This is a genomic window from Dyadobacter koreensis, from assembly GCF_900108855.1.
Classification (GTDB): Bacteria; Bacteroidota; Bacteroidia; order Cytophagales; family Spirosomataceae; genus Dyadobacter; species Dyadobacter koreensis.
In genome coordinates, this window is the sequence record NZ_FNXY01000004.1 from 523,088 (window position 1) to 542,563 (window position 19,476).

The following is a 19,476-nucleotide window of genomic DNA, read 5'->3' on the forward strand; positions in this document are numbered from 1 at the left end:
TCACATACTTAATGGCCCAGGTTCGGCAAATCAAAAAGGGCTTGCGATCACAACATACACTGTGACCGCAAACCCCGATTCAAAAATTGCCGGACCAGCTATAAATGCTGTAAGTGCGCCGGCAAGGGAATATTTTCGCTTAACTCGTCACTAACAGGAGTTAACCTTTTGTTTGACAAAGGAATAAGTCCCGACCAGATAGGCAGGCCAAGATCTTCCTCTTCATCATTCGGCATGCCCGACCGCGCTTTTAAGGAAGCTTCTTCCAAACTGAAAGCAAGAGCCGTTGTTTTTTTCACTTCGCCAGGTTTAACCGGACGCAGATATTCCCAACTATTGGGTACCACTTTATTTGTCAGCCATTCAAAAGATGCCAGTTTCTGGTCATAATCTTCCACAACCTCCGCCGTTGCAAAAATAACCACTGACCGATAGTTGACAGAGTGACTGAACGCCGACTTGGCTACGACCAGCGAGTCTACAAGCATTACGGTTATACAAACCGGAATTCCAGTCGCTATCTGTCTGATAAAGTGGCTTCCTACCGAGCCGTGTATATAAATTTTGTCCTCATACCTGACGAATGATGTCGGAATAGAAAATGGCTTGTTATCAATTGAGTAACTAATCGTGCAAAAGAGCGCTTCATCCAGGATAGGATAGATAGACTCGGCATCGAAGCGCGCTTTTTTTGCTGAACGGCTCGGAACAAGGTGGGAAAGTGGTGCTGACATAATATTTGTTTTTTTACAAATATGTTTGCTTATTGGATGAGTGTAATAATCCAATTTCAACAAAAGCGATAGTCCAGTTTATGCAGCCGCTTTCTTCTATGCTTCACATTGACAAAACTGACAAGCTTGCAGTATACTTGCAGCTGTCCAACCAATTAACTGATTTAATCAGAAAAGGTGTTATCCAGGGCGGACACCAGTTACTGAGCAGCCGGCAGCTGGCAAAAGCTCTGAATATTCATCGGAAAACGGTTGTCCGGGCATATGACGAACTTTTAGCACAGGGTTGGCTTGAAAGCAAACTTGGCAGCGGGACATTTGTCGCGACTCACTTCCCGGAAATTAAGCCGCAGCCGTTGCAAGACGATAAAAACCAAAACTTTGATTCAAAGAAAGTCGCAGGCTTTTCTTTTGAAGACAAACCTCACTTGCATCGGGCTGTTTTGAAAAACACAGCAGCTTTACATCTTGACGACGGTTTTCCTGACCCCAGATTTGCGCCTCTGGAAGAACTTTCAAGAGCATACCGAACGCAACTGATCACCGGTAACCCATATGTTAAGCTGGGATATGGGGACACTTCCGGAAGTTATTGGTTAAGACAGCAGCTGTCGGTATATTTAAATGAAACCCGAGGTTTGAAAACCAGTCCTGAAAATATTCTTGTCATTCGTGGTACAGTGATGGGCCTTTTTCTCGCTAGCACCGGATTGTTAAAATCAGGGGATAATGTCGCGATAACAGATCTGGGTTGGGCAAGTGCACGAATGAATTTCATTCAGGCAGGAGCAAATATCCTGCAGATTCCAGCCGACGAACATGGAATCGATGTTGATGCACTGGAAAATATCTGTAAAAAACAATCTCTGAGGATGTTGTATGTCACTTCCCACCACCACTATCCTACCACAGTTGCGTTGCGTGCTGATCGCCGGCTTCAGTTATTGGCACTCTCAGAAAAATACGGGTTTATCATTTTTGAAGACGACTATGATTACGATTTTCACTATTTGAGTCGGCCTCTGCTGCCTCTTGCCGGGGCCGATCAGGCAGGGATGGTGCTTTATTGCGGCTCATTTACTAAAACCATTTCGCCCGCTTTCCGCGTAGGCTATCTTGTGGGATCGGAAAATGTGATCAATCATCTTTCCCGGCTTCGTAGGATTATTGACCGTCAGGGCGACAATATGCTTGAAAACGCGATGGCTGAACTTCTTCAAAATGGTATTATTCAACGCCATTTAAGAAAATCTGTGCGTATTTACCGACAGCGAAGAGATATGTTCTGCAGCCTTTTAAAATCAAATTTGAGTAATTATCTGGATTTTAACACACCGGATGGCGGAATGGCTGTCTGGGCCAAATTTGATAAAAGTATAGATTTGAAAAGTTTATCAGAACAAGCCATGGCGAAAAATTTGTATTTTTCTGATGGAGGCGAAAATAATTTGATTCCGGACAAACTGAACGGTACGCGCCTGGGATTTGCATCCTCAACTTCGCAGGAACTTGAACAAAGCGTTGAAATCCTGAAAAATCTGTTGAAAATCAAATAGATTCCGAACAATTTACCTAGTATTTCAGCAGCAAATTCAGAAGTTTCCGGTCGAGTTTATGACCATGGAAATCTTCATACGCCACATCTGTTCTCCTGGAATCCAGGACACCGAAATCGCCGGCAAATTCCCATAAAGAAAATCCAATCCCGTTTGAAGAGAGAATATCCAGAACATCTTCAAACCAAGCAAGAAAAACAGCATGTGGCGTTTTGTTCCAACAACCGCATTCGCCGCAATGAACGCCAACACCCTTATTAACAAGGTCAATCCAGGGCTTGTAATATTTTTCCAGCATTTCTCTGCCAAGATATTGGTTGCCTACCTGTCCAGGCCATTTTGGCAAAGGCAAATTTTCCGGATCCTTATTTGCCCAGGGCGCTTTATAGTGCGAAATAATCCCCGGATGATATCCGCGGCAACTTTGGCCAATATCCAAATCCGTAATTTCAGGTATCACACTTGATCCAACGTCATTCCCATCCGCAATGACCAGATGTTTTGGATTTTCTTTTCGTATCGCCTCGAATGCCGCCAATGCTACTTTTCTATAAACAGCCCCCGGAACTGAACTTCTTTTTGATAACTGATCGTTCATGTCTTCCCGTAAACTTGGCTCATTTAAGAGATCGAAACTGATCAGGTCAGTAGAAGAATTTTTATATTTTTTTGCCCACATGTTCCAGTGAAAACAAAAAGCATCAAGGGCTTCCTGATCTCTCCAAAGAATATACGGTTCGTTAAAACCGGCATTTACGCAATATCCCGGAGCACGATGGAGATTAAGGCTGACGTGCATTTTATACTTGTGCGCAATTGAAACCAGGTTTTCAATTCTTTCTACTGCCTTTTCATCGATCTGATAAACCTCCTGCGGCGTAATATTCCTGCTCCGATCGAATTGGATATAAGCTGGATAAGCCATCGGCAACCGGATAAAATCAAAACCCCAGTCGCTCATCCATTTAATTTGATCCTCATCCGTTTTTTTACGTGCTGATGATGGATCCGGAGAGAAAAAATCCAGCAGATTGAACCCCTTCCATTTTGGAAGTTTATTTTTTACCTTAACATCGGGCATCCCGAAAGTATCCGGTATTGATAAACTCATTCCTGCCAGTATTCCGGTATTTTTGATAAATGTTCTCCTCTGCATACGAATATCCATATAGTAACATCTACAAAAAACAAGGCAAGCGTTGTTTTACTGTTTTGATAAAAAAAAACCACAGAGCATCTTCGCATACCCTGTGGTTTTCCTCTAGTTAAAAAGTCTATTTTTTAATATTTATCCCGGTTCTGCCATTGGTATTATAGATCGTTTCCCACCCCGCTTCTTTCACGTACCTGTGCTTGAATTTTTGGTGAACCGCCGGAGCCTGTTTTACCCCGTTGACAACAAGCTCATCACTATTAAGTTTATAGGAGAGATTATTTTCATCTTTTATCACACCTTCTTTTATCAGATCGTCTATTAACTCTTCCTGCAGCTTTTGAAAAGCGGCCCTGTTTACTTCTGCCTGCTTTCTCGAAACCTCAGCGAGTTTACGATGCTCCTCGGCAAGCTTTCTATGCTCTGCTGCTTGCTCCCGATTTAAATCGGCAATTTTTCTCATGCTTTCAGCGTCCTCGCGATGTTTGCCTGCCTCGATTCTGGCCGTTTCAGCCAAACCTCTCGCTTCTTCCGCATGCTGTCTGCTCACATCCGCTAGCGCTTTTAATCCGGCCGCCTGTTCACGCATTTTTCCAGCGGCTTCCTTCATTTTTTCAGCCTCAATACGCATTCCATCAGCTTGCTTCCTTAATATTTCCGCCTCGCCCCTTGCCTTCTCAGCATCTTTCCGAGCTATTTCTGCATTTTCCCGTTGTTCTTTCACCTCAGAAGAAATCTCATTCAACTCTTTCTGATATATGCCAAATTTATCCTCGGGGATCGCCTCCCCATCTACTTTTAACGATCTTAATTGTCCGTCAACTTCCTGAATTTCGTAGCGTTTATTATTTTTAGTAGTTTCAATATTACTCACACCCGAATTGATCTGAATCCGATCATACTTTCCGGGAAGCGTGTCTATATTGTTATTTATTTCTAAAACAGTAATCTCGGGCTTGCGCGCAGCAAGTTTTCCGCTTTCTTTTTTCCGGGCCAAAAATGCATCTTTGGTGCTTGTTGCAGGGAACAGTTCTGTCTGCTTTTTCGCGTTATCCATTTTCAGGGTTACGTTTGCAGACGGTGAAAAAGCTGCGATTAAAAAAGTAGCGGTAAGTAAGCTGGCTGTTACAAATAATTTTTCCATGGCGTTTAGAGATTTATTATTTTTATAGATAATGCGTTTGACCCGGTCAAGCAGATGATTTCTACGGCCGTTAAAAGCCATGACAGACGAAGCGGAATACATTTTATATTCCTGAAAATAAACCAGCGCTTCGACAAAGGATTGTTGGTTTTGTAGAACAGAAATAGCCAGATCGTCACAACAATGCTCTCTTTCGTCACGGATGAGTGATGAAATCCAAAGCACGGCCGGGTTGAAAAAGTAGATATTCTCACCAAAAGTCTGAATAAGATTTATCAGATAATCACGACGTTTTACATGGGCTAGTTCATGAAGTAAAATCGCTTCGATTTGATCATGGGTAAGGTTAGTGAAAAAGCCAAGAGGCACGAAAACAACGGGTTTCAGAATTCCTGTCACGATCGGTACATCAATCTGCCCAGACTGGAAAAATTGAATTTTTCGTTTTAGACCAAGTTTTTCTGCCAGTATTTCAAGACGATTCTTCCACACCTCTTCCGTCTCGGATTTTCCACTTGTTTTTAATCGATAAATAAAAAACAGTCCACCAGCAGCCCGAACAGATTTGTAACTGAAAACCAGCAGCCAGATAACGACGATCAGCGCAGCATTTTCAGCAATAAAATTATTAAAAAAACTGACCGGCACTTCTGCGGCTGACAGTTCATACCAGTTCCGAAAACCGGCATTGTTACCTAATTTTGAAATTTCACCTATTGATGTAGTGTTACTAAACGAATGGCTACTGCCGCGACGAAATGTGCTGAATTCTAAAAAGAAGGTAAAGGCATTGGCGAAAACAAAAATCAGCAACGCCAGCGACAGAAGATTGTAACGTAGTGCAGGACGCGATTTTTTTGTTGCCATCAATACAACGCCTGCAACGACAGCAAGTAAAAGTCCCTGCCATATCGAATGAAGCAAGGTCTTACAGACGATTTGGGTTAATTCTTGAAAAAATGTTCTGTTAAGAATCTCAATATTCATGGCTAATAAATTATGAAATGAAAAATTAATTCAGCTTTTTCAAAAACTCCTTAATTTCATCCAGGTCATCTTGTGAAGTGGTTTTGTTCCCGAAAAGCTGCATTACCAGGCTTGAGGCCGATCCCTGGTACATCGTGTCCACGAATCGTTTGAGAAGCTGATTCTTTGTCTTGCTTTCTTCCTCAGCCGGACTGTAAATATGCTTCATACTACTCTCGTCGCGTTTGACGATCCCTTTCTCAGCCATTATTTGCATCAATTTCAGCGTCGATGAATATTGAACTGCACGTTTCTCCTCGTTCAATTTATCATTGACAAACCGGACCGTCGAAGGTCCATGCTGCCAAAGCACTTGTAAGATTTCCAGTTCAGATTTTGTAGGCTCCATATCTAATGTTTTAATGACTAACGGATTAAAGGTAGGAAAAATTTCGTACGAAAAAAGATTTAGCTAGAATTTTTTATAAAAAAAACACGACCTGTCGGGTCGTGTTAATTCTGGAATGCCGAACGGATCAATAGAACCTTCCTACATGTTTATTTTCAACAACGGTCTTTTTCATCTTCCGCGGGTCGATTGGTCCTTGCTGTGCGTACACTATTTTACCTCCGGGTTCCACCAGTATAGTATACGGGAGCGCCCCTTGCCAGTTCGGATCAATCGCCTCGATTAATTTGTATTTGTCTTCAATATGAAAAATGAAGTTTTTATTTGAAGCTCTCTTTCCCTGTAAAAATTTTAGCGCCTTGTCTTTTTTATCCGGTGTATCCGCACTGATCGAAATAAATTCAAAGTCACGGTTCCTGTACATATGATGAATTTGCATAAAATCGGGAAACTCGGTCACACACGGACCACACCACGTCGCCCAAACGTTGATTAATCGTAACTTGTCAGTCTTGTTGGCGATCAATTCTTTAATCCCGGCTTCATCAATAGTTTCCAGGCTGACTGGCTCTTTAGCCCACGAGGCTTCCTCGTCCTGTACGCCATGTTCCTTGGTGGCCCATTTCATCGAACATCCAAAGGTTTTTGTCGTTGCAACTGTAACAGGTTTATTGGCAATCAGCTCCTGTATTGCGTTATAAGCGTCTCTGTTCTTCGGAGTACCTGTTGGTTTCTCGACATCGTCGATTCGTCCGGTATAACGCAACTTCCGATCCTTGTCAAAAATAAATATATGCGGAGTTGCAACCGGACCGTAAGCCAGCGCGGTTGCCTGATTATCTCCGTCATATAAATAAGGAAAATTGTAATTTTTGTCTTTTGCTCTGAGCTGCATTTCCTGATACGTGTCGCTCATATCCGTATATCCAAGCTCATCCAGGCGTATTGCCTTCGGATCATTTGACGAAATAGCAACTACCGCTACCTTCTTGTCTTTAAATTCTGAGGTCAAAGCTATGATCCTGTCCTCGTAGGCTTGTGCGGTAGGACAATGGTTACAGGTGAACACGACAGCCAGAACATTTGCATCAGAAAAACTTTTTAAGGAATAACTCTTCCCGTCCACATTTTTTAGATTGAAGTCCGGCGCGACTGAACCGATTGGCAGCGTTGCTGGTGGCATGAACGCTTGTAACCGTATTGACGTTAAGAACATTAGAGTCAAAACCGGAACTAATAACTGTATACGCATACCAATAAGATTTAGTTGTAAAAAACTTTAAGCACCTTAAATGAAAGTATTTAAAGAAATGATTATACTTATTAAATCGAATGGTTTTACGTTGTGGTTCATTTGTTAATTTCTTCCAGCTCGGATTCCAGGAATGGCTCAGATACTACATGATTATTTTCATTTGACCATGTACACCATACCTTACCATTGTATTGCCGATGAGCATGATCGGAAGTCTTTTTTCCAGACAGCATTTCGGCAACAATTTCTGTCTGGTATTCATCAATTTGCATTAGCTGCGAAGTCCCTTTCTTCCTCACCCAATCGTCTTTCATAAATTTTGGCACAAACATACTGTATTGATTTTTAAGGTTTGACATTGTAATGAACCTTGTATACAGCTCTCAAACGTTGAATATTTAATTTTCTTTTATCCTTTATTAAAATCATACCACAATTCCGATAATGTCGGAAAACACAAGACTTAGATTTCAAAATCAATCCATTGCTAACACCGTGAGAATGAATATCTCAAAATAAAACTAACATGGCACCGCGAATTAATATTACCTAATTGTAATATTAATTCTATATTTTCTTTGTTTTTAATATTCCATAGCCTACTTTTATGGCACTTATTTTACAAGTGTAGAGGAGGGTTAAAATGAGCAAAAGGGCCTTGATCATGTCAAGGCTTTTTATTTTATATCCTGATGGTACAAATAGTATCGAGACACAAAAATTTGTTTAACTTAATATTCTACAAGACTTCTACAATTCTTCAATCAAGCGTTAAAAGCAGATCTACTAACAAAAAATGTATTGTCAGCATCCTCAAATATCGCGATGCGTTGGTCTCCTTTTGATTTCAATAGGAAATACAACTAAAAAAAGCTCCAAACCGGCTGATTAGTTTGGAGCTCTTCGAATTTAGTTACTGGCGATACCTTACTCTTCGAACTTTTTAAAGACGCTTGTTGCAATATGTCCGCCAAAACCGAATGTATTACTCATCGCATAATTGACTTTTCTGTTTTGAGCTGTTCCAAGCGTTAAATTAAACTTGCCTTCAAAATCTGCATCAACCTCCGTCGTATTGATAGTCGGGGGAACAATATCGTGCATGGTTGCTTTGATACAGGCGATGGCCTCGATAGCTCCCGCCCCACCTAACAAGTGACCGGTCATGGATTTTGTCGCACTGATGTTAAGCCCTGAATTAAATCCGAAAACACGTTCGACCGATTTTAGCTCACTTGCATCGCCCATAGGCGTTGACGTGGCATGAACATTCAGGTAATCGATTTCACCGGGCTGTAAATTTGCTTCCGCAAGCGCTTCCAGAATCCCAAGATAAGCTCCTTCCCCCTCCGGATGTGTTCCCGTTAGGTGATATGCATCCGCAGCCATCCCCCCGCCGACAATCTCAGCAAGAATGGGCGCTCCCCGTTTTACAGCATGTTCGTAACTTTCCAGCACAAGAGCACCGGCTCCCTCACCCATCACGAATCCATCCCGTTTCACATCAAAAGGACGTGACGCTTTTGAAGGATCTTCATTATAAGTAGACAACGCTTTTGAAGCATTAAATCCGCCGATTGATGTTTCGTTAATCGGAGCTTCCGATCCACCGGTTATTATCATATCTGCTTTCCCCCAACGAATATAATTGAACGCGTCAATGACGGCAGTGTTGGAACTGGCGCATGCGGAAACGGTCGTAAAATTCGGACCACGAAGACCGTATTTAATGGAAATAACGCCAGAGGCAATATCCACAATCATTTTAGGAATAAAATATGGATTGAAACGAGGGGTACCATTTCCCAGAGCAAATTCCATAACCTGCTCCTGAAAAGTTTGAATACCTCCGTTGCCACTTCCCCAGATCACACCGATCCTGTTTTTATTAAGATGATCGAAATTTATGTTTGCGTTCTGCACTGCCTGATCTACCGCGATCAGCGCATATTGCGTGAAAGGGTCATATTTTCTTGCTTCATTTCGCTCGAAGAAATCCTGTGCGTTAATCCCTTTCAGCTCGCACGCAAATTTCGTTTTGAAATGTGTTGTATCAAACTTTGTAATATTCGCAGCACCGCTAACCCCGTTTATTAATGAACTCCAAAAATCATCTACATTGTTTCCGATAGGCGTCAGGGCACCAAGGCCTGTTACTACCACACGGTTTAATTCCTTGTTAATTTTCATTTTTTTGACTTCGATTTTATATTAGCTTTTTTGGTTAGTTGCACATTTTAAAAGGCGAAATTAAAATTTGTTTACACTAAAACCTCTAAAAAAAATGTCTTTACCGTTAGAAAGTACAAATTTACCGAACGATCGGTAAAATAAAAATTATTTGTTGTTTATTTATTCCTGAATGCCAAGAAGTTGGGGGATTGAGGCGATGCTTGATTTGAAAATCTGGTTATTGCCCATTGCGCGAGATAATACCAGAGAACCCTGAATGTTAATTATTGCCTGTATTGATTGCGCTTCTGCCTCACTATCGGTCAACCCGTTTTCCTTTGCTATAAAAGAAAATCCATCCTGCAGAATCTTGAAACAGTTGGCAATTGTATCCTGAAAGTAGGCAGATTCACTGCAAGCAGACAGCATTCTTAAAGAGCAGTTTCGGTTACCGTCTTCAAATAAGTCACTGATTGCATGAATGGCATCTGAGAGACGGGTTTTAAGTTCTCTGTCCTGATCACGGAGCACTTTACCAACATACTCGGCAAACCAGCTTTCCGTTTTTTTCAAAACATGTGCGGCCATATCTTTTTTTCCACCAGGAAAGCGATGATACAAACTTGCTTTCTTCAATCCCGTGGCCTGCGACAGCAACTCCATAGATGCACCGTCGTAGCCATAACGTGTAAAAACTTCGTTCAGCTTGCTGTCTACATCTTCTGGGATAACTTTGATTACGGGCATATCTTTACACTTTACCGACTGTTCGGTAAAATTACAAAAATTTCAAGCGCTTTACTTAAATTCGCCATTCAAAACACGATTTATATCGTCTTATCCTTAACAAAAACAATGGATACCGATCTCTTCAAACAGTTTACATTTAAAAAATTTGGGTATCTGCCCATCGGGAACACGGATTCTCAGGCTTTTAATCAATCCCGCTTCAAGGATTTCATCAAGGTTATTCTTGTAAAGGCCGGAAGCAGGATTACTGTTGATTTTAAGGAATATTCGTTAGAAAGAGATGCTTTATTCTTCATCAATGCCGGACAATGGTACCGGCTTGACAATATAACTTCGGGAGAAATGCTCTATTATAACCGGGATTTCTATTGCATTGAAATTCATGATAAAGAAGTCGCCTGCGACGGGATACTGTTTCATAATGTATATGAAATTCCAGTGGTATATCTTACCAGAGAACAATCTTCGAATATGCAGGCAATTTTCTCAGATATGAAAGAGGAAATTGCCAGTGACGACAGCAGCGCTGAAGAAATGCTTCGGATTTTATTGAAACAAATTATAATTAAATCTACACGGATCTGGAAACAGGAACATCAGCTGACAGACGATAATGCCAGGCAGGAACTGGAGTTTACCAGAAAATTCAGCCAGCTGGTTGAATGGCACTACACATCGAAACATGTCGTTTCGGAATATGCGGACCTTCTCAGTATTACTCCCAAAGCACTGAATAAAAGGATATCAAAATATAGCAGGACCACGCCAAACGATATCATAAAAAACAGGATTATTCTGGAAGCAAAACGCCTGCTTGTTCATACGGATCTGAGTGTCAAAGAAATCGGCTATAAGCTCGGCTACGATGATCCTGCTTATTTTATACGGTTATTTCTAAAACAAACTGAAAATACACCTCAGAATTTCCGGAAACAATACCTTTCTGGTTTAGTTGAAAACTAAAACCGGCAAATTCATAGACAGTCCGCAGCTTTTTTCGGGAAGGGGAAAAAAGTGCAATTGTTGTTACTAAACGTGCATTGAGCGGCCAGAGCGTGCCTGGTAATTTTGTCATATCAAATTAATTATTGAATTAACCGAAAGACAAAATGAAAACTCCATCGATCCTAAAAAGCTCAGCAGCCCTCTTCACTGCATTATTCGTAAGCGGAACTTTATCGGCTCAAATCATTGATCCATCAAAAGATCCTAACATTGACAGCGGAACAAAAACTTTCCTTAATATACTAAATTCTGGTGGCGGTAAACCTATTGAACAATTATCTCCAAAAGAAGCCCGCGCCGTTCTGACCGGGGCACAGGAATCTGTCAAAGTGGACGTTTCGGGTATTGAAGTATCCGAAAAAACAATTCAAAGCGAAGGGCTGAATGTAAGCCTCACCATTGTCCGGCCGGCTGGTGTCAAATCAAAACTTCCCGTATTCATATTTTTCCACGGTGGTGGATGGGTACTAGGCGATTTTCCAACGCATAAAAGACTTGTCAGAGACCTTGTCGTAAATTCAGGTGCTGTGGCAGTTTTCGTAAATTACACACCATCTCCGGAAGCCCATTATCCGGTCGCGGTCAATCAGGCTTATGCAGCTACAAAATGGGTTGCCGAACATGGTCATGAGATCAATGTCGACGGAAAACGTTTGGCCATTGCCGGTAATAGTGTGGGCGGTAATATGACAGCGGTCGTAGCTTTGATGGCGAAAGATAAAAAAGGTCCGGAGATTAAGCTGCAAGTTCTGATGTGGCCCGTTACAGATGCCAATTTTGAGACGGTTTCCTATAATCAATATGCTGACAAACGCTTTTTGACAAAAAATATGATGATCTGGTTTTGGGATAACTATACGACGAGTGCAGCAGCAAGAAATGAAATTTACGCTTCTCCACTTCGCGCTACCAAAGAACAATTGGCGGGACTTCCAAAGGCGTTAATCCAAACAGCAGAAAACGACGTGCTGCGTGATGAAGGTGAATCATATGGCAGAAAATTGGACGAAGCCGGAGTGAAGTTAAGTCTTATCCGCTACAACGGCATGATTCATGACTTTGGATTATTGAATCCGATCAGTAATTTACCAGGCGCGCAATCTGTAGTATTACATGCTGCTGCTGAAATCAAAAACGCATTGAAATAAAATTGAGACCAGTCAAAAACAGAAAGTCATTCCGAAACAATCTTCGGGATGACTTTCTGTTTTAAAACTTTTTGCTATTCGACAATCCAGCGGTTCAGATTATTGTATTTAGCTTCCAGAACAAATTTGTAAAAACCTTGCGGCAGCTTGGAAACATCAACAACTGCTTTTTGCCGCTCCACCGGCACTTCTTCCATGAGAAAGTATACATCTCTTCCACCCTTTGCAAAGTTATTTGTTGCCGTACCCCAAACCTTTACTGTACCTTCATTATTAATAGCCTTCCAGGAAACCTCGACTTTATTTTTTTTCCTTCTGGCCGCCGGATTCAAAATTGAGATTTTCCCAGTCAGAGAAACGCCGTCAATTTCAAAGGATTGATCTTTCGGTATGGTAACACCCATATGCCCGGCAATTGTCGGCATGATGTCAACAATCCCAGGATTTGTTTTGAAATTACTATTAAGATCTTTCGCATTTGTCACTATCCAGGTAGCACGTTCACGGTCTGATTGCCCTCCATGTCCCTGTCCGTTTTTAGAATCCCGGCCATGATCTGTTGTAATTATAATCAGCCAGTCCTCCTCAAATTTTTTTTCACGATATTGAACCGCCTCCCACAATCGCCCTATCTGATTATCCATCATTGTAATAGCGTCATGAAACTGTTTACTGTCACCATATTTATGACCCATATCATCCGTGAATTCCAGATAAACCCAGGACAGATCGGGGCTTTTTTCCTTAATATAAGTAGCAGCCTCATCCACTACCTTCTCATCAATTTTGTGGATATAGTTTTTCAATCCATCGTGCGGAAAATTCACCGTATCGAGCTCAAATCCATCGAAAGCATAATCCGTTTTGATATGATTTGTTTGAGGTAAATTATCGCCAACCAGTTTGGTACGGTTGTCCTGCCATGTCGAAAATATCGCTGTTTTCTTTGCCGGATATTGTTCTTTAAAAAACCTGAATATTGTCCAGTAGCTATAATTCGGCACCTTGATATCATTGTCCCAGACATTGTGTTTATTTACCCAGGTTCCTGTCAGCAAACTATTATAACCTACGGCAGAAATCGTTGGCGTTTGAGAATAGGTACCTTTTTCACCTCCAACGTGCGCACGTGTATAACCACCCACTTCCGAGATCATGTCCAGATTTGGTGTATTCAATTTTTCCAGAACATCATTGGATATTCCATCCACGATCACAAAAATCGCCCTTTTCTTATCATTCTGGGCATTCGCCGGGACAAACTGTAAATTCAAAAATAGTAAAAGGAAGGATACAGTATTTTTAAAACGCATAGGGCAACGAACTTCATTTAACGGTATTTGAAAAGTGCTTGAAATTAGCAATAATTGCAAAGATGAAAAATCCGGCTTTAAGGTACTTAGGCAAAAAAACATAGGGAAAATGGATAACCATCTTCCCTATTCGTATTTCTCAAAGTAAGTGTAAGCGAATGAATGCTGTAAGCTTATACCTCAAAAATCAATTGCTCATCCCGGTCGGAAATCGGTATTTTTCTTATAAAATTATCATATCCCTCTTCATCCTGGTGATCGCTGTAAACACCATATGTGTCCATGCTGTAACCGATCAAGCCGTCCTTGGCCTCGATGATGTATAAGATGGACGAATCGGCGGGATCTGATTCTCCCTCGAAACGATAGGTTTTGATAATTGTTAGATCTTCCGGATCGTAACTTTTCCCCTTTCCGGCATTAAATCCATCTTCCGTCCACCTGAACTCATTGTCCATTTTTTTCAGACGTAATTTTTCCAAAACATGTGATAACGTGGCCATTTCCGTCACCCTTGGCGAGGAATCAGGCTCGTTGGCTGTGGTGTTATTTTCCATAATATAGTTGACAGATATATCGAGTTGATTTATTTCTATAATTAATATGACTCAAATATTGTGCCATAAAAACCTGAAACGGCCGCTAAGAAGCCAATACTCATAAACCGAGCAAAAACGCGCCCAATTTAGAGCTGTTTTATAAAAGAGAGAATGTAAAGGAGAAACACAGTTACCAAAGCCCGGATTTAACGGAAATATTTACCGGTCAGATCTGAGAATAGCTTAACTACTCCCTGCGGAGCCCGCTAGCGGTATTTTAAGCAACGAAATTACCCAACGCGTGAGAAGGAACTATGACATGTCGGGTTATCAACATCCAAAATTGAATTCTTATGGAAGTCTATAAAGCTCGTTTGTAGAAATGTATTAAATCCTCAGCAAAGGACAGCTGATTACAAAATAAAATGGTGCATCAACCTTATTCCCCGGCATACTCTACGTTAGAGAAATTTCTGTCGTCACCGATTTTACGCGGATTAGGCTTTTTAAACGCGAAAGCAACAACCATTACAAGAGTCAACATGGAGATGATAAATATTCTGTCACCGTGCTTTTCGATGTAGTTGTAAAGATCGTTGAATACAGTTTTTTTCATAACTTCTGATTTCAGCTTTATTTGATTTCGCTGCAATATAAATATTTTATTTTCTTCAACAGCAAAAAACCTCATTTTTCTACTTTCTTTATTCCATAAAACAGAATAATAGAAATTGTCGATACCCTTATAACCTCAGTATATGCTTTTATTATCATTATGTGTTGCAGGCGGTGGCATCGAATTTATAGTTATACTTGAAAGTCGAATAAATCGCGGCTGGAATGCTATTCTGCAAAAAACCAAACTTTGAAAAACATGGAGATAAGCTATGAAAAAATTCTTCACCGACCGATGGGAAGCAAAGTAAAAGTAATCGTTACAGCGAATGTGAGCCAGGATGGCTGTGACTGGGATTATCGGGCAGAAACTTACGAGCAGGACGGATGGGTAGACCCTGTGGTCAGGGCAAAAAATCAAGGCAGAGAAGAGAAATATATCGATTATGCGACGCCAGAGGAAGCTTTTGACATACAAAATGAATTCTGGCAACTTTTAAAACCTTCCATAAAAACAGATCAGTCTGTATAGGTACTGTTCGAATATTTGTGAGCGGAAATTAGTTTAATTATCTACCTTTGATCTAAATAACCTGCTCACAAACCATGAATTATTTCGATATTTTCCGCATTGCCTATGACGATCTGACGCTGATTGCGTTGAATCCTCACGCGATAGTAACGTCAGTCAAAAAAACAGATGCGGGATATGTTGGCGAAATCCTGGTTTTAGGTGAATATCCCGAACGTGATAGCGACGTGTTGTTTTTTCATGAAAATGGATTTTCTTCGGAGCAGGAGGCTTATTCAGATCTTGATAAGATTATTGAGACTATCAACGTGGCTTTCAGAAACACGAAGCAGAGTGGAGCGATTGTCAAAAATTATCTGCCTGAATAGATAAATTATCATATGAAAAATTATTGATCCTCCGGCCTTGTAACTATGGAAAAAACGTTCAGCATATTTGTACTGGATCCCGAAAAAGGAATACTCCCGCATCCAATTGATGCTCAAAATGAAGTTGGAAAATGGTTTAGCGAATTTCTTTCCGAGCGTCATGCGGAAAAAGTTATCGAGCGCCTGATGAACGAGTACGACTATAACGGTTCGAAATACATAATCCTTCCGGTTTACACCAAGGAGTAATATTCAATAAAAACGCCCTGGTATGTCAGGGCGTTTTTATTGAATATTACTTAATTTTCTGCACCAAAACCCTGATTTTATTGTCCAGATGTATTGTGTCGCCGGATAATTCTACATTATCACCTACTTTTAAGACCCTGTAATCTTTCTGCATTCGTACGACGCTGATGAGCGCGTCGAATTCATTGTTTTCTTTATCTTTCAGACTGGCGGTATATCCGTCTTTCCCAAACTCAACGGACTGAACGGTTCCCGTCGCAGAATATTCTTTGGTAGCTGCACACGAATCCATCATTATAACTCCCGACAGACTCCCCAAAAATGTCATGACTAAATGCTTACTTTTCATCTTCATTATTTTCGATTTTTATAAATACAGCGTAAATCCAACACTGTTTAGACTGGCGCACGCCGGATTAGTAATTGAATTTTAACAGTGCAAAAACAGTAGATTGACATTTTTCAAGATAAAAATTCATAAAATTTTCTAAGTCAGATGGATCAAATGTATCAAAAGCGGACGATTTGATAAAATATTCAATTTACGCTGTCCAAATTTTTCCCCGATAAAATCCGTAATGATCTGCGCGTCAGCAAACAAGTATCGGCATAGATTTTTCAGGAATACAAATATCAACAAACCATGAAAAGTTATGCGAGCGATATGGACAGGGGCTATTGGATTTGGCCTCGTAAATATTCCGATAAAAATATTCAGTGCTGTTCAAAACAGTGAGCTTGACCTCGATATGCTGGACAAGAAGGATAAGGCCAACATCAAATTTCAACGTGTCAATGCGAATACCGGTAAAGAAGTTGCCTGGGAAAACATCGTCAAAGGCTATAAAATAGACGACCAGTATGTGGTACTGGATGACAACGATTTTGAAAAAGCGAGCCCGGAACAAAGCAAAATTATTGAGATCGCAGAATTCGTGGACGAGAAAGAAATCGACAGTATTTATTACGAAACTCCCTACTACTTACAACCCGAAAAATCAGGAGTCAGAGCATATGCCCTTTTGAGGGAAGCACTCGAGAAAACAGGTATGGTTGGCCTGGGCAGCTATGTTTTAAGAAACCGGGAGAGTCTCGTGATAATCAAGCCAATCGGCGATGTCCTGGTGTTGAACAAAATACGTTTCCATGACGAAATCAGAGAGACTGAGGAACTTAATATCCCGGATGTTAAAGTGAAACCCGCGGAAGTAAAGATGGCAGTGCACCTGATCGAACAATTAACTACCGATTTCGATATCAGCAAATATAAAGATACGTATACTGAAAAGCTTTTGTCGCTGATAAAGGCAAAATCAAAAGGCAAGAAAACAACGGCATCGGCTATGAAGGTGGTTCACTCCCGTAGCCGTGATTTGATGGCACAATTGAAAGAAAGTCTTGAGAACAGTAAAAGAAAAGCATCCTGATGTCACTTACCAAGTATAAGAAAAAACGGAATTTTAAGAATACTCCCGAGCCTGAGGGACAAAACGGAAAAGAAAACCTCTTCCGTTTTGTAGTTCAGCGCCATGATGCAACGCGGCTTCATTATGACTTCCGTCTTGAACTGGACGGTGTCCTGAAAAGTTGGGCAGTACCAAAAGGTCCGTCTATGAACCCGGAAGATAAACGGCTTGCTGTGGAAGTAGAGGATCATCCTGTAAATTACATTGATTTCTTCGGTATCATTCCGGAAGGGAATTATGGCGCTGGTACTGTGGACGTTTGGGACCACGGTGTCTATTTTCCGGTGAACGAAGATCTTGAAAAAATTACGGAGAAAGAAGCGTTGAAAGCACTAAAAAAAGGAGAGTTGAAAATATTCCTTAAAGGTAAAAATCTTGAAGGCGGTTTCGTTTTGGTACGTTTAAAAAATGATGAAAAAAATTGGCTTCTGATTAAACATAAAGACGAATTTTCGGTTGAATCCAGTTTTGATATCTCAAAGATTAAATCACTCAATTCTTTTGATTCGAAAGAAACTGGCGCACCAAAGGCTAAAACCGAAACGACAAAGCCAGAGCCCGACGATAAGGGCGAAGAACATAAGGCCAAAGTTAATAAGGCTACCAAATCGAAAAATAAAGTGGAATTGACGCATCTGGAAAAAATCTACTGGCCGGATGATAAAATTACCAAAGGTGAGCTGATTGAATATTACGAATCTGTTTCCAAATACATCCTTCCTTATTTGAAAAACCGGCCGCTTTCCTTAAAACGAAACCCTAATGGAATCAAGGGACAGTCCTTTTTCCAGAAAGATGCCGGTGATAACGCTCCGGAATGGGTTACTACCGCAGAAATCCATTCGGAATCAAACGATAAAATGATTGACTACCTGGTTTGTAATGACAAAAAAAGTCTTCTTTATATCGCTAATCTTGGCTGTATCGAAATGAACCCATGGAATTCGACTGTGGATAATCTGGACAATCCGGATTATATTGTTATTGACATTGACCCGTCGGATAAAAACTCTTTCGATGATGTCATTGATGTCGCTCTCGCGACGAAAGAGGTTTTGGATCAGGCAGGAGTTAAAGGGTTTTGCAAAACCTCCGGCTCCTCAGGGCTTCACGTATATATTCCTTTTAATAAAAAACATACCTATGATGAAGCCAAGGAATTTGCACACATTATCGCGAGTATGGTCAATGAAAAATTGCCGGATATAACTACTTTGGAGCGGTCACTTTCCAAGAGAAAGAAAAATCAGATCTATGTAGATTATCTTCAAAACCGGATAGGACAAACCCTTGCATCCGCATATAGCGTTCGCCCAAAGCCTGGCGCTACCGTCTCCACACCGCTGGAATGGGGCGAAGTGAAACGCGGACTCGATTTTCATGACTTTACTATAAAGAATACCCTTGAAAGAATCGAAAAAAAGGGAGATCTTTTTAAGGGAGTGCTTGGGAAAGGTATCGATCTGGATAAAGCCATTCAAAAACTCGAAGTTTTACAGCACTCATAACGCGTGGTTATGAGTGCTTTTATTAATCCCAGCTATTAAGCAACCGTCTTAAAACCAGAATTTCCCCCAGGTGATACGACGTGTGATCCGCTATTAACAATGCTTCTCGGAAGATATTCTGACCGTCTCCATATGGAAATGGCTCGTGAAGATCGCTTTCTCCATCTTTCAACAAATCGAAAAAACGATCGCGGTCATTATGTATCTGGTCAATACAATCATCCCAATCTTTGTCTGAAACATTTTCCGGATTTTTCGACCAGTAATCGTCTGGCCATTTTGGTGATTTATGATTCTCGGACAGACAAAATTCCACGATGTCCCACTGTGTAATTCTGATATGATCGAGCAACTGCCAGATACTGTAGGGTAGATTTTCCGGAATGATGCTCCGCAGTTCCGAAGGCAGATTTGCAACTGAATCGTCCAGAGAAACATGTGCATTACCTGTCTTGATCAGTGTGATCAGCTCGTCAACAATTACCTGTCTTTGTCTATCAGCCATAAGATTAACGCTTGTTTTATACCATAAAAACTTACTACCAGCAAAATTGATGCCTGCACTTTTCAATGCGATTCTAGAATAAAAATAAT

At 40.9% G+C, this 19,476-nt stretch carries 21 protein-coding genes; 8 read left to right on the forward strand and 13 right to left on the reverse strand.

Going from position 1 to position 19,476, the window contains the following annotated elements; translation table 11 throughout:
* Positions 1-98: 98 nt before the first annotated feature.
* Positions 99-734 carry a pyridoxamine 5'-phosphate oxidase family protein gene (locus tag BMY70_RS14530; protein WP_090336025.1) on the reverse strand — a complete coding sequence of 212 codons (636 nt, stop codon included), beginning with the start codon at positions 732-734 and terminating at the stop codon, positions 99-101.
* Positions 735-766: 32 nt separating this feature from the next.
* On the opposite strand from BMY70_RS14530, the gene BMY70_RS14535 reads away from it, so the two are divergent.
* Positions 767-2,290, forward strand: coding sequence for an aminotransferase-like domain-containing protein (locus BMY70_RS14535; RefSeq protein WP_310590640.1), 1,524 nt, complete (start codon positions 767-769; stop codon positions 2,288-2,290).
* A gap of 16 nt (positions 2,291-2,306) precedes the next feature.
* Here BMY70_RS14535 and BMY70_RS14540 read toward each other — a convergent pair whose 3' ends face one another.
* The 7 genes from BMY70_RS14540 to BMY70_RS14570 all read right to left on the reverse strand — a co-directional run bounded on the left by BMY70_RS14540 (position 2,307) and on the right by BMY70_RS14570 (position 10,136).
* Positions 2,307-3,446, reverse strand: coding sequence for a glycoside hydrolase family 5 protein (locus tag BMY70_RS14540; RefSeq protein ID WP_090336546.1), 1,140 nt, complete (start codon positions 3,444-3,446; stop codon positions 2,307-2,309).
* 118 nt (positions 3,447-3,564) lie between these two features.
* Complete coding sequence (locus BMY70_RS14545; RefSeq protein WP_090336029.1) at positions 3,565-5,574, reverse strand: M56 family metallopeptidase; 2,010 nt, start codon at positions 5,572-5,574, stop codon at positions 3,565-3,567.
* Positions 5,575-5,599: 25 nt separating this feature from the next.
* Positions 5,600-5,962 (reverse strand): BlaI/MecI/CopY family transcriptional regulator, encoded by a 363-nt coding sequence (locus BMY70_RS14550; RefSeq protein WP_090336031.1) that lies wholly within the window; start codon positions 5,960-5,962, stop codon positions 5,600-5,602.
* A 127-nt stretch (positions 5,963-6,089) separates the two neighbouring features.
* Positions 6,090-7,145: a redoxin domain-containing protein gene (locus BMY70_RS14555; RefSeq protein ID WP_229209611.1), complete on the reverse strand. Its 1,056-nt coding sequence runs from the start codon at positions 7,143-7,145 to the stop codon at positions 6,090-6,092.
* A gap of 167 nt (positions 7,146-7,312) precedes the next feature.
* Complete coding sequence (locus tag BMY70_RS14560; protein ID WP_229209612.1) at positions 7,313-7,549, reverse strand: hypothetical protein; 237 nt, start codon at positions 7,547-7,549, stop codon at positions 7,313-7,315.
* 595 nt (positions 7,550-8,144) lie between these two features.
* Positions 8,145-9,407 carry a beta-ketoacyl-ACP synthase II gene (fabF, locus tag BMY70_RS14565; RefSeq protein WP_090336035.1) on the reverse strand — a complete coding sequence of 421 codons (1,263 nt, stop codon included), beginning with the start codon at positions 9,405-9,407 and terminating at the stop codon, positions 8,145-8,147.
* Between the two features lie 162 nt (positions 9,408-9,569).
* Complete coding sequence (locus BMY70_RS14570) at positions 9,570-10,136, reverse strand: TetR/AcrR family transcriptional regulator (RefSeq protein ID WP_090336038.1); 567 nt, start codon at positions 10,134-10,136, stop codon at positions 9,570-9,572.
* 108 nt (positions 10,137-10,244) lie between these two features.
* Here BMY70_RS14570 and BMY70_RS14575 point away from each other — a divergent pair, with 108 nt between their 5' ends.
* Together BMY70_RS14575 and BMY70_RS14580 are read left to right on the forward strand one after the other, a co-directional pair.
* Positions 10,245-11,102 carry a helix-turn-helix domain-containing protein gene (locus BMY70_RS14575; RefSeq protein WP_090336040.1) on the forward strand — a complete coding sequence of 286 codons (858 nt, stop codon included), beginning with the start codon at positions 10,245-10,247 and terminating at the stop codon, positions 11,100-11,102.
* 146 nt (positions 11,103-11,248) lie between these two features.
* On the forward strand, positions 11,249-12,292 hold the full coding sequence (locus BMY70_RS14580) for an alpha/beta hydrolase (protein WP_090336043.1): 1,044 nt from the start codon (positions 11,249-11,251) through the stop codon (positions 12,290-12,292).
* A gap of 74 nt (positions 12,293-12,366) precedes the next feature.
* Here the strand turns inward: BMY70_RS14580 and BMY70_RS14585 are convergent, their stop codons facing one another.
* The 3 genes from BMY70_RS14585 to BMY70_RS30900 form a co-directional block, all read right to left on the reverse strand.
* Positions 12,367-13,605, reverse strand: coding sequence for an alkaline phosphatase family protein (locus BMY70_RS14585; protein WP_090336046.1), 1,239 nt, complete (start codon positions 13,603-13,605; stop codon positions 12,367-12,369).
* A 173-nt stretch (positions 13,606-13,778) separates the two neighbouring features.
* On the reverse strand, positions 13,779-14,162 hold the full coding sequence (locus BMY70_RS14590) for a hypothetical protein (protein ID WP_090336049.1): 384 nt from the start codon (positions 14,160-14,162) through the stop codon (positions 13,779-13,781).
* Between the two features lie 421 nt (positions 14,163-14,583).
* Positions 14,584-14,760 carry a hypothetical protein gene (locus BMY70_RS30900; RefSeq protein WP_177197026.1) on the reverse strand — a complete coding sequence of 59 codons (177 nt, stop codon included), beginning with the start codon at positions 14,758-14,760 and terminating at the stop codon, positions 14,584-14,586.
* A gap of 258 nt (positions 14,761-15,018) precedes the next feature.
* Here BMY70_RS30900 and BMY70_RS14600 point away from each other — a divergent pair, with 258 nt between their 5' ends.
* The 3 genes from BMY70_RS14600 (at position 15,019) to BMY70_RS14610 (ending at position 15,908) form a co-directional block, all read left to right on the forward strand.
* Positions 15,019-15,291 carry a hypothetical protein gene (locus BMY70_RS14600; RefSeq protein ID WP_090336053.1) on the forward strand — a complete coding sequence of 91 codons (273 nt, stop codon included), beginning with the start codon at positions 15,019-15,021 and terminating at the stop codon, positions 15,289-15,291.
* Between the two features lie 74 nt (positions 15,292-15,365).
* The gene (locus BMY70_RS14605) at positions 15,366-15,659 is read left to right on the forward strand and encodes a hypothetical protein (RefSeq protein WP_090336056.1); all 294 of its coding nucleotides are present in this window, start codon (positions 15,366-15,368) and stop codon (positions 15,657-15,659) included.
* Between the two features lie 45 nt (positions 15,660-15,704).
* A complete protein-coding gene (locus tag BMY70_RS14610) occupies positions 15,705-15,908 on the forward strand; it encodes a hypothetical protein (RefSeq protein WP_090336058.1) in 204 nt (67 codons plus the stop codon).
* A gap of 46 nt (positions 15,909-15,954) precedes the next feature.
* Here the strand turns inward: BMY70_RS14610 and BMY70_RS14615 are convergent, their stop codons facing one another.
* Entirely contained in the window at positions 15,955-16,257 is a 303-nt protein-coding gene (locus BMY70_RS14615) for a hypothetical protein (RefSeq protein ID WP_143072101.1), read from the reverse strand.
* Between the two features lie 304 nt (positions 16,258-16,561).
* On the opposite strand from BMY70_RS14615, the gene ku reads away from it, so the two are divergent.
* Positions 16,562-17,335, forward strand: coding sequence for a non-homologous end joining protein Ku (ku, locus tag BMY70_RS14620; protein ID WP_090336063.1), 774 nt, complete (start codon positions 16,562-16,564; stop codon positions 17,333-17,335).
* Positions 17,335-18,882, forward strand: coding sequence for a non-homologous end-joining DNA ligase (ligD, locus tag BMY70_RS14625; protein ID WP_090336065.1), 1,548 nt, complete (start codon positions 17,335-17,337; stop codon positions 18,880-18,882). The genes ku and ligD overlap by 1 nt, the downstream gene beginning before the upstream one ends.
* A gap of 22 nt (positions 18,883-18,904) precedes the next feature.
* On the opposite strand, the gene BMY70_RS14630 is transcribed toward ligD, so the two are convergent.
* A complete protein-coding gene (locus BMY70_RS14630) occupies positions 18,905-19,387 on the reverse strand; it encodes a DinB family protein (protein ID WP_090336553.1) in 483 nt (160 codons plus the stop codon).
* Positions 19,388-19,476: the final 89 nt, after the last annotated feature.

Coding starts and splice junctions, on each gene's coding strand:
- BMY70_RS14530 (WP_090336025.1), bottom strand. CDS start 734: ATGTCAGCACCACTTTCCCACCTTGTTCCGAGCCGTTCAGCAAAAAAA.
- BMY70_RS14540 (WP_090336546.1), bottom strand. CDS start 3,446: ATGCAGAGGAGAACATTTATCAAAAATACCGGAATACTGGCAGGAATG.
- BMY70_RS14545 (WP_090336029.1), bottom strand. CDS start 5,574: ATGAATATTGAGATTCTTAACAGAACATTTTTTCAAGAATTAACCCAA.
- BMY70_RS14550 (WP_090336031.1), bottom strand. CDS start 5,962: ATGGAGCCTACAAAATCTGAACTGGAAATCTTACAAGTGCTTTGGCAG.
- BMY70_RS14555 (WP_229209611.1), bottom strand. CDS start 7,145: ATGCCACCAGCAACGCTGCCAATCGGTTCAGTCGCGCCGGACTTCAAT.
- BMY70_RS14560 (WP_229209612.1), bottom strand. CDS start 7,549: ATGTTTGTGCCAAAATTTATGAAAGACGATTGGGTGAGGAAGAAAGGG.
- fabF (WP_090336035.1), bottom strand. CDS start 9,407: ATGAAAATTAACAAGGAATTAAACCGTGTGGTAGTAACAGGCCTTGGT.
- BMY70_RS14570 (WP_090336038.1), bottom strand. CDS start 10,136: ATGCCCGTAATCAAAGTTATCCCAGAAGATGTAGACAGCAAGCTGAAC.
- BMY70_RS14575 (WP_090336040.1), top strand. CDS start 10,245: ATGGATACCGATCTCTTCAAACAGTTTACATTTAAAAAATTTGGGTAT.
- BMY70_RS14580 (WP_090336043.1), top strand. CDS start 11,249: ATGAAAACTCCATCGATCCTAAAAAGCTCAGCAGCCCTCTTCACTGCA.
- BMY70_RS14585 (WP_090336046.1), bottom strand. CDS start 13,605: ATGCGTTTTAAAAATACTGTATCCTTCCTTTTACTATTTTTGAATTTA.
- BMY70_RS14590 (WP_090336049.1), bottom strand. CDS start 14,162: ATGGAAAATAACACCACAGCCAACGAGCCTGATTCCTCGCCAAGGGTG.
- BMY70_RS30900 (WP_177197026.1), bottom strand. CDS start 14,760: ATGAAAAAAACTGTATTCAACGATCTTTACAACTACATCGAAAAGCAC.
- BMY70_RS14600 (WP_090336053.1), top strand. CDS start 15,019: ATGGAGATAAGCTATGAAAAAATTCTTCACCGACCGATGGGAAGCAAA.
- BMY70_RS14605 (WP_090336056.1), top strand. CDS start 15,366: ATGAATTATTTCGATATTTTCCGCATTGCCTATGACGATCTGACGCTG.
- BMY70_RS14610 (WP_090336058.1), top strand. CDS start 15,705: ATGGAAAAAACGTTCAGCATATTTGTACTGGATCCCGAAAAAGGAATA.
- BMY70_RS14615 (WP_143072101.1), bottom strand. CDS start 16,257: ATGAAAAGTAAGCATTTAGTCATGACATTTTTGGGGAGTCTGTCGGGA.
- ku (WP_090336063.1), top strand. CDS start 16,562: ATGCGAGCGATATGGACAGGGGCTATTGGATTTGGCCTCGTAAATATT.
- ligD (WP_090336065.1), top strand. CDS start 17,335: ATGTCACTTACCAAGTATAAGAAAAAACGGAATTTTAAGAATACTCCC.
- BMY70_RS14630 (WP_090336553.1), bottom strand. CDS start 19,387: ATGGCTGATAGACAAAGACAGGTAATTGTTGACGAGCTGATCACACTG.